We start from the raw sequence: 14,210 nt of genomic DNA, 5'->3' as shown, positions 1-14,210 counted from the left end.
TCAAAGCAATATTAAATATGGAAGATATGGAGCGTTATTTACACAATTGTTAACCAAGAAGCCATCACTGGTTCATCTCAAGCTGTTTTAAAAAAGCGAATGATTTCCCGCACATGATCAAGGAATTGCCCATCAGTAGAAAGTTGAGCGATCGCATTTCGTGCTTCTCTAGATAATCGCTCATGTTCATTATTATTTGTCGCTCGTAATTCTTCCAAATTAGCCCCAATTTTTGCTAAATCTTTACGAGTTTCATCAGCAAAACGTTGTTGGGTTGCGGCTAAAGAATAGGGTTGTTCTAAGTTAAATTGGTCTTCCAAAACTCTAACTTTTTCTTCTAATTCAACAAAGCGATTGCGGAGTTCCACAATATCTTCCCGTGGATATTTCCAATCTTGGCTAATCATTGTCAATCGTGCATAAATATACTCATAAGCACGAATTGCTGGTCTGAGAATTGTTAATAATAAAGCTGCACCGGAACTGATATAACCTACAGGACTAATTCCCATAGCGGCGAGAGTATAAAGACCAATGGTTGAGAACAAGTGTAAACCCAAAGCCACCCATAGCGATCGCTTGGCTAAACTTTGGACATATCGCACTTGTCTTTCGTCTACAGCAATATCTCTTTCTCTTGACTGTGCAGCTTCTGCTAAAACTTGTTTAGCTTGAAAATGAATATTCCAAGGTACAGTGACAATTACCAATAACCACCAAAAACTCGCACCACCAATTATCCAATCAAGAAAGCTACCCGCAGGTATATGTAACCATTGTAGTAAGCCAAAAGCTACCAGTACGGTAACTGCAATTCCGGTGATAGAACTTATAAAAAAGTACGCATACATATAGCCATACCTCAAATAGAATTAATCTCATCATGGCTATACTTAAGCTTTTATACAAAGAAATCTGTGATGCTTTTTCTATTTGCACATAATTTCTATGGAATAAGATAGCTACGCCAAACTTTTTCAGTATCTTTACTACCCTTATCTGGAAGCAATAATCGCCAAGTTTTACCTTCTTGTTGAATTTGCAGGTAAACATCAAAGGGTTGTTGCAGTTTGGTTAACTGTCTCTTGGGTAGTTGAAATGTTAAGTCGTAGGTTCCCAAGACTCGGAAAGTGGGTAAATTCTGGATTGTCAGGGGTTGTTCTTGGCGAATTTTCAGGTGTTGAATTTTAAAGCCTTGAAAATTTAAGTCAAGCTGTTGGTTTAGTTGTTGTTGAGTTTGTTCTAGCTGAAGAGCGATCGCTTTCTGCACTAACTCGCTAGTGGGTAATAAGCCAATGTTGTTACACCCTACTAATAATATCAGTAATACTGCTGTAAAAAATAATCGCATCATGTCATTTTTTATCAAGTTCAGCGATAGTATAGCCCTACATACCTACAATTTTCTCATCAAAGTATGTCAGCGCAGACTATCGGACTTGATAAACAACTCTACGATTACCTTTTAAATACCTCTGTACGAGAACCGGAAATCCTCTGGAAATTGCGTCAAGAGACTGCTAACCATCCCAACGCCAGAATGCAGATATCTCCAGAACAAGGGCAGTTTATGAGGCTTTTGGTACAGTTATTAGGAGCTAAGAAAACTCTAGAAGTTGGGGTATTTACTGGTTATAGTTCACTCTCTGTAGCTTTGGCGCTACCTGCGGATGGCAAAATTATCGCTTGTGATGTGAGTGAAGAATTTACTGCGATCGCGCGGCGTTATTGGCAGCAAGCAGGCGTAGCTGATAAAATCGATTTACGGTTAGCCCCTGGCGTTGTGACATTAGATGCACTCCTAGCCGATGGGCAAGCTGGAACATTTGATTTTGCCTTCATCGATGCAGATAAGGAAAATTATGATAACTACTACGAACGAGCCTTGCAATTAGTTCGTCCTGGTGGCTTAATTGCTATTGATAATGTCTTATGGTCTGGACGGGTTGCAGATGATCAAATTCAAGATGAAAGTACCCAAGCCATCCGCGCTTTAAATCAAAAACTGCACGATGATGAGAGGGTTACACTTTCTCTAGTTCCTATTGGCGATGGGTTAACCTTGGCATTGAAGCGTAATTCTTAGTTAGTTTAGTAGTCAGTTGTTAATGAAACTTCTACACCACTGACTACTCAATATTTTTGTAGGACTTGAGAAATGAGTTTAAGAATTTTAACCGCCTTTTGGGTTATCAGGTTGGCCCTCTCCTCCTTGTCTAGCCGGGCCAAAATTACTTTCATCAAACCACTCTGCTTTTAGTAATGACCACCAAGCAGATGTAAGCCCGGCGAGAACGTAGTCATAAGGAAGCCATCCATAACCATTTACTCCCCATTCAGTACCCCAGGAGTTTCTAACTAAGAAAGCACCTCTTGAGTAGGATTCACGATTAGCACACCGGATAAATTTAAAATCATCATATCCAACTACAACGGCAGTATGTCCACCCACTACCTTATCTTTATTCGCATCTGGGTATGGGATATAACCTTTTTCATAGTTGGTTTGTTCATACACTGAGGTGTAAAGTGTCAAGCCAAAAATACAAGGAAAGCCAGCAGCTAAAACCGCTTTAACTTGAAACAAAAGACTTTCTGTCGTAATACCAGCATAATCTAGAAGAAAATATTTGAGGCTTTTATAATTTTGGGCATAGGCATAACAATAAGGCTCTGGTTCTTGATCAAATCTATCTTCTTCATACGGCCAAGATTCTTCAGGTGGCACGCCAAATAAAGCTAAAACCTTCATTGTTTCCCGGATAGATGCTCCCGCATCTCCTTGAGCCTTCATTTTTTTAAGTGCAGCTTTATAGAGAAATAAAGGAGAAGCATCTATTATCTGACCAAAGTTTCTATTTTCAAAATACTCTAATAGGGCGATCGCGGCAAAAGCAGTACAAGAATTCAGCGATCCTTGGTCGCGAACTGGAGAACACCAAAAACTCAAATCAATTACTGTAGGAAGAAGAAAATAGAGTTTTTTCGATGAGTTCTTTTCTTTTTGCAATCGTGACAACTCTCTTAGATAAACGTCACTCATGACTACTGGTATATGTAAATCTAAACTAGAAAATAACTCTTCTCCTTTGTCTGGTTCCTTTTCGTCTGAATTTGAAGGTATGAACTCATCATTAGATAAAAGTTTTATTTCAAATACTTCTTTTTTATTAAAAATGTTATTTTTCTCTTCTTGGTTAATTTCTGCTTCCGCTTTGGAAATATATTTTTTAAATCTATTTAGATACTTCTTGAGCAAAAAGTATAAGAATATAACCGTATTGTTTTTTGTATCTTCTATAGAAGAAAGTTCTAATTTAATAAGAGATAGTGTTTGAGAAATTGCATTTTCTATTAGTTCTGTTTCAGAATACCCAGGTTCTATGTTTGAATTATTAGAGCTACGATGCTGTTGACTATCATTAACGATTTCTTCAAACTTGTCAAAACCTTGTTGTATCACTTCTTCCCAAGTTAGATTATTCCATTGAGATAAAGGAGAAATTATTTTTAATATAACTGAGAATATTGGTTCAGTTACAGATGAATTTTGTAATAATGTTACTATATCCTCGGATTGAGGTATGTCGCTATTTTTATCGCAAATACATTTTTCACTAATACATTCCTTAATTCCTGCTAAACTTTCTTTTCCTTCAAATATTTTTTTAAATAGAGATGGTTCTACATCTATTTTTTTTAAAAAAACATATTCAAAAATCTTTTTATTATTAGTACATTTACTATATTCGTTCTCAATTTGTTCTATTACTTTCGATTGAAAAATACTTAGTATTGTTACAAACTGTTTTCGAGAAATTAATGAAGTAACAGAGAAAAATTTTATTTTCGATAAACCTTTAACTTTATTATTTGGAGCTTCAGATTGTGTTAATGTCTGATTTTTTGAAAAGTATTCATTTAAAGTTATGTAAGTTTCTAATCCAACTATGCCATCATCAAGAATCCCTGAACTCTTTTGGAAGTCCTTAACAAGCGACTTAGTATCTTCATCATATTTTTCATCTCTTATCCATTTCACAACCTCTGACACAGAACAAAAATTTATGCGACTTGGATTTTCTGGATTACTTGCGCTTTCTTGCATTCTTTCTTGCATTTTTAGAATAGCAAGGTATGTTTTTAATTCAGTCGTTTGTTTTGAAAGTATACTTTGATAATCAATTCTTTTAGGAGGATATTTCTTATCTAGTTCTGTATTCTCATGCTCATTGATTAATAACTTATGTACTCTAATTTTGGCAAATCCTATATTTCCAAGTATCCTTCTTTTAAATTCATTTATTTTTTCTTCTTGCGTACAACTTGAGGTATCAGCAATGAAGCTTACCATAGCTTCTATCATTTTTTCCAGACCACGAGTTCTTTCTTCTATTTTGAATGTAAGTTGGTTTTTGACACCCTCTTCCTCTAAATGATAATCTCGTAGGTCTGGATAATCTGGAATCCAGCCCAAACTTTTCTTTGTCGATAACCGTTTTTTTTGCTGATTTTTGTTACTTTCCATAATTTTATTTTAAATTTATTTATAATTAAGTGTTAATTTTATCCATTAAAATATGAGCTACAGTTTGATTTACTTACAAATATCAATAGGAGCTTTTGGGTTGTTTTTTAAATAGTTCCTTAACCAGCTACATCCACGCAAAGTAAATGTTTCTAGGCTTAAGTTGTCTATATTTAAAAGCGTTGCCGTTCTGTTTGAACTAGCAATAGCTAGGATTTTGCTATCAGGGCTAAATTTTACTGCGTTAAAAGGAGCGCGATCGCCAGTAATGGTTAAAAGGGGAACACCTCCATCTGACCATATTTTAACTGTACCATCATCACTGCCTGTAGCAATCATTTTTCCGTTGGGGCTGAAATCTAAACCCCAAATTGCCGCAGTATGCCCTGTTAAAGGCTTGATTTCACGGCCATCCAGATTCCACAACTTCACTGTATTATCTTCGCTGGCAGTAGCAATAACTCTACCATCAGGACTGAAGCGGACGTTGTAAATCGAGGCGTTGTGGCCTTTCCAGTCACGTAAGCTACTTCCGTCCCCGTTCCAGAGTTGTACCGTGCCAGTACCTCGACTAGCAGCAGCGATAATCTTGCCATTGGGGCTGAAACTAACACTTGAGCCTTTTGTAATCTTGCCTGTCAGAGTCTTTAACAGTTTTCCTTGGCGAGTCCACAGTTTTACAGTACCATCAAGGCTGGTAGAGGCAATTGTATTATTATCTTTGCTCACAGCAACACCAATAACATATTTTTTATGTCCTATCAGGGGTGGAGTGAGTTCCTGTCCTTGTAAATTCCATCGCCTAACAGTATAGTCATCACTACCACTAACAATCATTTGCCCATCCGGGCTGAAAACTATACTATTAATGGCTTGAGTATGCCCCACCAGTGTTTTCAGTTGTTTTCCCTGGAAGTTCCATAATTTTACTGTCTTATCTCTACTGGCAGTTGCTATTATGTAGCCTTTGGGGTTAATGTCAACAGCCAAGATTGCTTCCTTATGCCCACTCAAGTTAGTCAGCCAGTCATTTAGCTGCCAGAGTTTCACTGTTTTGTCATAACTTGTAGAGGCAAGGATATTACCTTGGGGATTAAAAGTTAAACTAGTGACTCCACCTTTATGTCCATTTAAAGTTTCTAGTAAGGTCGAATCTCGACTACTCCAAAGTCTGATAGTTCCGTCTTGAGTTGCAGTGGCAATGATTTCACCATCAGGACTAAAAGCAACAGTACTTAATTTTGCTGGATGTATTAAGCGTTGGGTGAGTAGTTGAGTTTTTTCTAAGTTCCAGGAAATAAATGTTCCATCTTTGTCAACAGAGACTAAAGTTTTGTCATCTGGGCTAAAATTTACATTCAACACAGAAGCTTGATGCTCGTTCATAGTTTTAATTAACTTACCTTGAGCATCCCAAAGATTTACTTTTTTGTCGGCACTAGCTGTAGCAATTTTGCCATCACGACTGAAACTAATATCAAAGACAGATGCGCTATGTCCATTTAAAGTTTTTAGCAGTCTGCCATTTAACGACCACAATTTAACAGTCTTGTCTGTACTAGCGGTAGCAATTATCTTTCCGTCCCGACTAAAACGCACGCTTAAAACGTCATTTTTATGTCCTTTAAGAGGTACAAGCAACTTTCCTTGCAAATTCCACAGTCTTGTTACTCCATCTCTACTGGCAGTTGCTATGATTTGACCATCAGGGCTGAAGCTGACATCTATAAGTTGCGAAGTGTGGGGTATAGTTAAAATTTCTTTGCCATCTGAGTTCCAAAGTTTAACAGTATTATCGTAGCTGGCAGTAGCTATTAGCTTGCCATCAGGGCTAAACCGAGCCTGCATCACATAGCCTTGATGCCCTTCTAAGATATTGCTTTCTCTGACTCCATAAACTGCATTACCAAGCACATCCGTAATTTGTTTTTGCAGTACAGTATCGTTTCCATACCAAATAGACTCTTTAAGCCTTCTTGCTGCTCTGAGAGCATCTATTAAGGCATCAAAAGTATTTCGATTACTGATGTATTTTGCATTAGCAGAGGTGGTTAATGCTTGGATTTGTTGCTTATCTGCTTGTTTCCATTGGATTAAAGCAATAATAGTAGTGATAGAGATAAGAGTTATAGATATAGATGCGATCGCAATTACATTTCTAGTTATTTGCTTTTGTGCTGCGACTTTTTGTTTTGCGATTTCTAATTCAAATTTCCTCTCAATCTCCCGCGTTTTAAGCTGTTGACTAGCATCTAAAAATTGGTAGTCTAAATCAGTTAAACTTTTATCTGCTGCCCAAGCTTGAGCATCTTCTAGTGCTTTTCCTCGTAATAAACGTGACTCATCTAGACGCTGACTATCTACCCAATCATTTAAAAGCCCAGCATAGGGACGCAGTTTTGCTAATTCTCCTTCGCACCATCGCAGGTTAAATACCTCTGCATATAGGCGGTTATAAATTCGCAGTTTCCCATCCCGCCTGACTACTAACCCAGTTAGACTTAGTTCTTCCTGTTCAGCACTGTTATCAGCTACAACCTCTCCCTGCTGCAAAATTTGCTGACATAACCCTAACAATCGTCCACTACTTTGTCTGTTTCTACGTAAAATGCGATCGCGGATAGTTTTTAAATGTTCTGGCTCGTCATGTACTTCCCAGTTATCAATAATACGCGATCGCACTACCTCTTCTACCCAATGTGCAATGGAACATTCTTCCTCTTTTTCTTTACCGCATTCCACCACTAATTTACATAGCTTTTGGGTCAGAAACGGTTGTCCTCCTGTCCAGTCTAAAATAACTTTGAGTAATTCTTGGCGATCGCCAACAGCTGCTAATCCCTCAGCTAATGGTTGCGCTTCTGCAAGCTGAAATCCCGTCAAGTCTATTGCATGACCAATATTAAAAGGTGTGCGTCTTTTATCTTTAATTAAATCTGAGGGAGTGGAAACACCAATTAAGGCAAAGGTGAGGCGATTATATTCTTTTTGGTCTGCGCGTCGGTTATAAAAGTTGCGAATAACTGCAAAAAAGTCATCTAAAGGAAATTTCAAATTGAGAATACTATCAATTTCATCGATAAATATAACGATATTACTAATAATTTCTTTTAAAAGTACTGTATCAATAAACTTGCTTAATTTTTGTATAGGTGAAAGTAATTCATTCTCTACCCACCAATCATTCAAATCAAAGGTAGTGTAAAGATCAAAACTATTTACTAAACTGTCAATTATTCCCGCATACCATTGTTCTGGGGTGATATCTTCCGTACCAATCTCAGTGATGTCAATGGCAGCACAGGCAACCCCTTCCAGTTGCAAGCGTTGCATGGTTTGTACCCGCAAGCTAGATTTGCCCATCTGTCGGGAGTTAAGGATGTAACAGAAATCTCCTCGTTTCAAGCTTTCGTATAAGTCTTGGTCAGCTTGTCGTCTAACGTAGGTTGGCGCATCAACTACTAAACTGCCCCCTACTTGATATCCGTAGCTGGGACGAGGTGTTACACCCATCAGTTAACTCTTTTAGATTCTATAAAATACTGATGGATAATTGTATGCTGTATTACCCAATAAAGCCAGATATTTTTAATAAACTTCGTCTTACTTTTCTACTGGATGTTGTAGCAACACAGTTTGCCATTAAAAAACAGGATTCATTTAATACTGAGTGCAGAGTATTAAGTATAATCTTGACTCATTACTCTGCACTGACAATTCTAAGCAAGCGCTGGTTCTGCAACTTTCTCTGTTTTGTTCTTTAAGACGGTTGGTAATTCGCTGCTAAATATCTCGCCTTCAACTATTTGTGAGCGGAAACCGTCAACTCCCACAGGAATATCACCAGTGATGGTAGTGCGATACAGCACACGCTCAACCTCTATATGATCTAAATCTTGAGGAGCTAAGTGTGCAGTGGCGCGGTTGTCCCAGAAGGCAATGTCACCGTTATGCCAACGGAAGCGGGTGGTGTATGCTGGCTTGGTAATTTGGTTGAAGAACAACTCAAGCAGCAATTCGCTTTCTTGTGGTGACACATCCAGAATGTGAGAAGTGAAACCAGGGTTAACAAATAATGCACGTTCGCCTGTCTCTGGATGGACACGCACTACAGGATGGACGGAAACTATAGGATTAGCCGCAATACGTTGAGCCAGTTTGCTGTTGCTGGGTATGCGTAAACGTGCATTGAAACGATGTTCGGCTTTCAATTTGTCAGCTAACTCACGCAAGGGTGCAGACAAACCTTCATAAGCTGCAACTAAGTTAGTCCACTGTGTATCACCACCAATGCTAGGAACGTTAACTGCGCGGAGAATTGAAGCCGCAGGTGGGTTAACGGCTGCTGTGACATCAGTGTGCCAACGGCTTTCGTAGCTGGAACGACGCAAACCATTCTTGCGTTCGTAGCGGCTGCGGTCAATTGGTAGAATTTGAGGATGTTCTGCGATGGGTTCGTCCTCGTGGGGGTGAGCGTAGGTTACTTCGCCAAAACGAGATGTAAACGCCACTTGGGCAGCATGGTCAATATTTTGATTGCGGAAGAATACGACTTTCCACTTCAATAATGCTTTGCGAATTTCTGCGATGACTTCATCTTCTAGATGAGTGGAAAGGTTTACACCACTGATTTCCGCACCAGTAAAACCAGATGTAGGTTTAACTTCAATGTGCTTGTAACCCATTTAGTTCTCCTGAGTTTGATTTATAGAGGCTATTTGCAAAGCCAGTTTCCTTTGGTGTGTTGCCATCAGGCGTAAGCAACAAAGAAACGTTCTTAGCTGAAAATTATTCTACTGCAAGTTTACCGATTTACCGTATTTTGTTGTTACAATACTATAAGATTGGAAAGACTCGCAGCATAAAGCCCTTATTTTATAAGGTAATTTCACAATTTATTTTGAGCTAAATCTTGAGTTTTGCCTGCATAATATTCAGCGATCGCCTCAGATGCTAATTTAGCAAGTAAATCTGAAGAACGCGCAAAAGCTTCATCCCAACGCCGTTCATTTTCTATCAGAATTATGGGTACGATGAGCTGCACCCCACCGGAGGCGATCGCATCTTGTTGATAGATACATTATTTTTTAATTTTCCTCGCCTATTTCGTCCTGAGTAATTAAAAAAAGAGTAATAATGAATTTTGTAATCCTTGTCTGATAAGACATAAAAAGCCATCATCAACCAAATAGGGGGTTACACCCCTCTTGGCAAAATTACACGCATGATGCCAATAACGCCAAGCATTAATTAGCAAAAAGGCGTTAATTATTAGTGCGTATTTGCTGAGGTGCTTTTTGTTTAAGCCGTTATATCAAAGGAGGTTCAGATGAGTCGTCTTCTTTATGAAAATTCAGTTTCATATCAAGGATATCTCATCATTCCATTTGTTTTTGGCAAAGCAGATAGGTATGAAATCTATTCCTATAAACTATTGTCAGAATTTGGTCGAGAAAGTAAACTACATAAAGCTGAAAACCCAGCCAAAATTTACGGTAATAGCATTAGCAATATCATTGAAATAGCAAAAGAGCATATTGACCAAAACGCTGATTTTGTTAGTGATAAAGATAGCTTTCAATCACGCTACATTTATCGCAATAATTTAATTGTTGTCTTTCATGAAAATGATAGATACTTTTATGACCACTACCCACCAGATTTATTGAATAACATTGCTGCACCCAAATTATTCAAATCTGAGTACGAATGTCTCAGTTGGATTAAGCAAGGGCTGGATGGGCGATATCTGCGACAACAGGCGAGGTAGGATTGGAGATGGGGAAGATGTAGCTTGCTTCCCGAAGGGTGGGAGATGAGGGAGAGGGGGGAGAAATAGTTACTCAGCACTCCCTACTCTCCACTCCCCAACCTCTAATTCACTTTTTCAATAGCAAGTAATATATAGAACCAGCAGTCACAGTAACACCTGCGCGATCGCCTGCTAAGTCGCCATAGCCGAGGAAATAATCGACTCTGCCAGGGCCTTTGATGGCGCTACCTGTATCTTGATCCAAGACAAAACGGCTGACATGGCGCTGAATCAATTGGTTACGTTGACCAGGATAAGGGAATATAGCATTAATTACAGCTAAAGCCCCTGGTGGCATAATAGATTTATCGGTGGCAATGGAACGTTCTGGTACAAGAGGTACGCCGATACTACCTGTAGCTGGTTCGCCTTTGGTTTCTTTGAAGAAAATAAATCGCTCCCAGCGTGGGAGATAATTATTCATCGACTGGGGATTTTTGCGGAAGTATCGAATAATCCCAGGCATATTTAATTCTTCTTTGGTTAGTTTGCCATCTTGAAATAGTAGCTTTCCAATACTCGTCCAAGGGTAATCTGTTCCGCCTGTAAAACCCACACTGGTTTGAGTCCCATCAGTTAACTTGAGTTTAGCAGAACCTTGGATATGGATCATGTATGCTTGAAAGCGATCGCGTAACCAAAACATCTCTAAGCCATGTAATCGGCTTTTATCTCCCAACAAACCATCTACCCCTTCTAAATCAATGCGCTTGGGGTGAGGTTTACTCCATTGGTCAAAATCTGGTGGTACTCGATAGATAGGGTATTTATATTGTGCAGTGCGTACACGACTGGCTGAGTAAATCGGCGCATAGTAGCCAGTAAACTTGACCGTACCTTGTCCATCATTACCAACTGACTTGTAAAAGGCAAACTCCCGCCGCACCGCAGCTTGTAACTGTGCTGGTGATTTTGCTGTAGCTACCAACTGACGAAAACGCTGCAAACTCCGCCGCACTCTATCAAGGGTAATTCCTTTGATGGGGTAGTTACTATATGCTGCTGCTGCTTTTGGGGTTTCTAGGTAACGCAAACTATTATCTATTGAGCGTAACAGACCGGCGCGATCGCTTTTAAGGCTTCCATGACCTATAAATAGTTGTTCATCCCAACCTAAACAAGCACGGGAAGGAGTGCAGTTAGTACCAATATCAACAAGTTTTAAAGGCGCGACTGTGGGTGATACCTGACTCACAGCAATTTGTACTGGGTTAAAAAAGGTGATTCCTAAACTAAGGGAAAATAAAGCCAGCTTGTTTCTCATACTCATATCTCAAGCTTTTTATATATCAAACATTAGGACAGTAACCCACAGCTTTAGTTTCCGCAATACACTGTAGCGATCGCACCCTGCGCTACTTGGTTTGATGAGACTGTTCAGTATATATCAGGAGATAAATCCTGTTTTTTTATTCCCAAGAGCAGTTTACTAGTAAATACACGTAAATTATAGATTGGGTAAGAAGTTTTGTACTGGATGTGTGGAATTGCGATCGGCAATTTTCGAGAAAGTTTGTTACTAACATCAACTATTCGGGAATACTATCACTCAGTTGTACTCATAGCTTAAACCTTTATAAGCTGTATGCAACGAAAATAGTATTATGGTTAATTCAAATGAATAATTTACCGACTGAAATATTTGAGAGAATCCGCCAGCAATTTGATCGCTTACCATATCCTAATATGCCCATCGATTTTTTTCCTGAAAATCGTCCTTATGAAATTTATAAACATAATTTAATCACTTCTTACTATTTAAGAAATCAAAAGGTCATAGATACTAGTGATAAAATCATTTTAGATGCAGGATGTGGGAGTGGATTTAAAGCCTTAATTTTAGCAGCAGCGAATCCGGGCGCAAAAATTGTTGGTATTGATATATCTGAAAAATCTATAGAATTGGCTGAACAACGTTTAAAGTATCATGGTTATGATCAAGCGGAATTTTATAATTTATCAATTTTAGATTTAGAAAAATTAAATTGCCAATTTGATTATATTAACTGTGACGAAGTTTTATATACTTTACCGGAACCTGCTTTAGCACTAAAAGCAATGAAATCTGTTCTCCAACCCGATGGGATTATTCGTACTAATCTACATAGTGTCTACCAGAGAACGCCATTTTATCGTGCTCAAAAATTGTTTCAAATTATGGGGTTCAGTAATAATAATACTGAAGATTTTGAAATAGAAATGATTCGGGCAATAATGACTTCATTAAAAGAGAATACTCTACTAAAAACAGAGGCTTACTCTCAGCTATTTGAAGGAGAAGATGGTAAAGAAAACATTTTAATGAATTATTTATTACAAGGAGATAAAGGTTATACAGTTTCTGATACATTCACCATGTTAGAAGCAGCAGGCTTAGAGTTTATTAGTATGGTAAACTGGCAACAATGGGACTTGATGAGTTTGTTTAAAGAGCCAGAAAATTTACCTGCTTTTTTGGCAATAGGCTTACCAGAAACTTCATTGCAAGAGCAGTTACAGCTATTTGAATTAATAAATCCTATTCATCGTTTATTAGACTTTTGGTGTGGAAATCCTGAACAAACACATAATTATTTATCCGTTGCTGACTGGACTGATGCAGATTGGCAAATCGCCAAGGTACATTTACATCCTCAATTAAAAACTAAAAAATTTGAGCAAGAATTAGCAAGTTGTATAACACAGGGGAAAGTATTTTCTACAAGGGAATACTTACCTATAGTTGAAGAATCATTTTACATTGATAGTTCAATGGCAATCTGCTTACTACCTTTGTTAAATCAACCTCAGTTAATCAAGGATTTAGTACAAAATTGGCTGCAATTTAGACCTTTAAATCCGTTAACCTTAAAACCAACCGAAGTAGACCAAGCTTTTAGTTTTGTTCAGAAAACTGTATTGATATTGGCAGGCTGTGGTTACTTAATGCTGGAAACATCCACTTGAGTTTAACTCAATACTGATGATTGTTTAATTCCTTGCTTAACGAAAACCAATCACTTATTAACCCCAGATAAAACTCGCTTATACGGGTCATTCTTTATATATAAGCATAATTTCTTTTTCTGGTTGTTAATGTGATTCTGATTCAGGTTCTCAGTAGAAAACAGGAGATAACTCTGCTTTTCTATTAGCAATAATATATCTATTCGTAAATCTACTTATTTTAGATATTTAGCAAAAAAATTTTTACTCAGGTGATAGATCAACAATAACCAGTGGGTAAGTTGTTTGTAGAAAAGAGCGATCGCCTTCTACATATCCCAAACTTCAGGAGAAACCAATGCTCAAGCCAGAATTGCAAGCTAAATTCCTCAGCCACCTCAGCAATCGTAAGAACAGAGAAGAAGAAGGTTTTACCTTAATTGAACTGCTAGTAGTTGTAATTATCATCGGTGTACTTGCTGCGATCGCGTTACCTTCGCTACTTGGTCAGGTCAACAAAGCTAAACAGTCAGAAGCAAGAAACTACGTAGGTACAGCTAACCGTTCTCAACAAGCTTTCTTCTTAGAATATCAAAGATTTGCCACTGACCTCTCTGAATTACAAGTAGGGATTAGAACACCATCAGATAACTATCAGTATGATATCCAAACTAACAACGGTACAGCTTCTAACGTTGCTCAATTTAGAGGACGAGCTATTAAACCTGCGCTTAAATCATACTATGGCTTAGTAGGCACACAATTAGGAAGTGGTGCTACTTCTGAAGCCTTAACCGTAGCAATAGCTTGTGAGACAGCTGCTCCCGGTACAACAGTAGCTGCTATTAACGCTTTCGATACAGCATGTGCGGCTAACTTCGTTTCTTTGTCTAGATAAATAACAGATTTTACTGACCAAGCATCTAAGCTGTGTCACATCGAAGT

At 38.2% G+C, this 14,210-nt stretch carries 11 protein-coding genes; 4 read left to right on the top strand and 7 right to left on the bottom strand.

Annotation, left to right across the window (positions count from 1 at the left end; genetic code table 11):
- Positions 1–77: 77 nt before the first annotated feature.
- Positions 78–851: a hypothetical protein gene (locus tag NSMS1_RS21640; RefSeq protein WP_224086797.1), complete on the bottom strand. Its 774-nt coding sequence runs from the start codon at positions 849–851 to the stop codon at positions 78–80.
- Positions 852–946: 95 nt separating this feature from the next.
- On the bottom strand, positions 947–1,354 hold the full coding sequence (locus NSMS1_RS21635) for a hypothetical protein (RefSeq protein ID WP_224086796.1): 408 nt from the start codon (positions 1,352–1,354) through the stop codon (positions 947–949).
- A gap of 63 nt (positions 1,355–1,417) precedes the next feature.
- Here NSMS1_RS21635 and NSMS1_RS21630 point away from each other — a divergent pair, with 63 nt between their 5' ends.
- Complete coding sequence (locus tag NSMS1_RS21630; RefSeq protein ID WP_224086795.1) at positions 1,418–2,086, top strand: class I SAM-dependent methyltransferase; 669 nt, start codon at positions 1,418–1,420, stop codon at positions 2,084–2,086.
- An 87-nt stretch (positions 2,087–2,173) separates the two neighbouring features.
- Here the strand turns inward: NSMS1_RS21630 and NSMS1_RS21625 are convergent, their stop codons facing one another.
- The 4 genes from NSMS1_RS21625 to NSMS1_RS21610 form a co-directional block, all read right to left on the bottom strand.
- Complete coding sequence (locus tag NSMS1_RS21625; protein ID WP_224086794.1) at positions 2,174–4,528, bottom strand: C1 family peptidase; 2,355 nt, start codon at positions 4,526–4,528, stop codon at positions 2,174–2,176.
- Positions 4,529–4,597: 69 nt separating this feature from the next.
- On the bottom strand, positions 4,598–8,041 hold the full coding sequence (locus tag NSMS1_RS21620; protein ID WP_224086793.1) for an AAA-like domain-containing protein: 3,444 nt from the start codon (positions 8,039–8,041) through the stop codon (positions 4,598–4,600).
- A gap of 206 nt (positions 8,042–8,247) precedes the next feature.
- Positions 8,248–9,213 (bottom strand): TauD/TfdA dioxygenase family protein, encoded by a 966-nt coding sequence (locus NSMS1_RS21615; protein WP_224086792.1) that lies wholly within the window; start codon positions 9,211–9,213, stop codon positions 8,248–8,250.
- A 203-nt stretch (positions 9,214–9,416) separates the two neighbouring features.
- The gene (locus NSMS1_RS21610; RefSeq protein ID WP_317986524.1) at positions 9,417–9,572 is read right to left on the bottom strand and encodes a hypothetical protein; all 156 of its coding nucleotides are present in this window, start codon (positions 9,570–9,572) and stop codon (positions 9,417–9,419) included.
- Positions 9,573–9,857: 285 nt separating this feature from the next.
- Here NSMS1_RS21610 and NSMS1_RS21605 point away from each other — a divergent pair, with 285 nt between their 5' ends.
- Positions 9,858–10,298, top strand: coding sequence for a hypothetical protein (locus NSMS1_RS21605; protein ID WP_224086791.1), 441 nt, complete (start codon positions 9,858–9,860; stop codon positions 10,296–10,298).
- A gap of 109 nt (positions 10,299–10,407) precedes the next feature.
- Here the strand turns inward: NSMS1_RS21605 and NSMS1_RS21600 are convergent, their stop codons facing one another.
- Positions 10,408–11,604, bottom strand: coding sequence for a murein transglycosylase A (locus tag NSMS1_RS21600; protein WP_224086790.1), 1,197 nt, complete (start codon positions 11,602–11,604; stop codon positions 10,408–10,410).
- 353 nt (positions 11,605–11,957) lie between these two features.
- On the opposite strand from NSMS1_RS21600, the gene NSMS1_RS21595 reads away from it, so the two are divergent.
- Both NSMS1_RS21595 and NSMS1_RS21590 read left to right on the top strand, forming a co-directional pair.
- On the top strand, positions 11,958–13,286 hold the full coding sequence (locus NSMS1_RS21595) for a class I SAM-dependent methyltransferase (RefSeq protein ID WP_224086789.1): 1,329 nt from the start codon (positions 11,958–11,960) through the stop codon (positions 13,284–13,286).
- A 337-nt stretch (positions 13,287–13,623) separates the two neighbouring features.
- Positions 13,624–14,163: a type IV pilin-like G/H family protein gene (locus NSMS1_RS21590; RefSeq protein WP_224086788.1), complete on the top strand. Its 540-nt coding sequence runs from the start codon at positions 13,624–13,626 to the stop codon at positions 14,161–14,163.
- The last annotated feature ends 47 nt before the right edge of the window (positions 14,164–14,210 follow it).

The organism is Nostoc sp. MS1 (assembly GCF_019976755.1).
GTDB lineage: Bacteria > Cyanobacteriota > Cyanobacteriia > Cyanobacteriales > Nostocaceae > Trichormus.
Note: the sequence above shows the minus strand (reverse complement) of the source record. Positions and strands in the feature narration are given on the sequence as shown.

Bases quoted from the DNA above. Each gene is read 5' to 3' on its own strand.
- NSMS1_RS21640 (WP_224086797.1), bottom strand. From the start codon at position 851: ATGTATGCGTACTTTTTTATAAGTTCTATCACCGGAATTGCAGTTACC.
- NSMS1_RS21635 (WP_224086796.1), bottom strand. From the start codon at position 1,354: ATGATGCGATTATTTTTTACAGCAGTATTACTGATATTATTAGTAGGG.
- NSMS1_RS21630 (WP_224086795.1), top strand. From the start codon at position 1,418: ATGTCAGCGCAGACTATCGGACTTGATAAACAACTCTACGATTACCTT.
- NSMS1_RS21625 (WP_224086794.1), bottom strand. From the start codon at position 4,528: ATGGAAAGTAACAAAAATCAGCAAAAAAAACGGTTATCGACAAAGAAA.
- NSMS1_RS21620 (WP_224086793.1), bottom strand. From the start codon at position 8,041: ATGGGTGTAACACCTCGTCCCAGCTACGGATATCAAGTAGGGGGCAGT.
- NSMS1_RS21615 (WP_224086792.1), bottom strand. From the start codon at position 9,213: ATGGGTTACAAGCACATTGAAGTTAAACCTACATCTGGTTTTACTGGT.
- NSMS1_RS21605 (WP_224086791.1), top strand. From the start codon at position 9,858: ATGAGTCGTCTTCTTTATGAAAATTCAGTTTCATATCAAGGATATCTC.
- NSMS1_RS21600 (WP_224086790.1), bottom strand. From the start codon at position 11,604: ATGAGAAACAAGCTGGCTTTATTTTCCCTTAGTTTAGGAATCACCTTT.
- NSMS1_RS21595 (WP_224086789.1), top strand. From the start codon at position 11,958: ATGAATAATTTACCGACTGAAATATTTGAGAGAATCCGCCAGCAATTT.
- NSMS1_RS21590 (WP_224086788.1), top strand. From the start codon at position 13,624: ATGCTCAAGCCAGAATTGCAAGCTAAATTCCTCAGCCACCTCAGCAAT.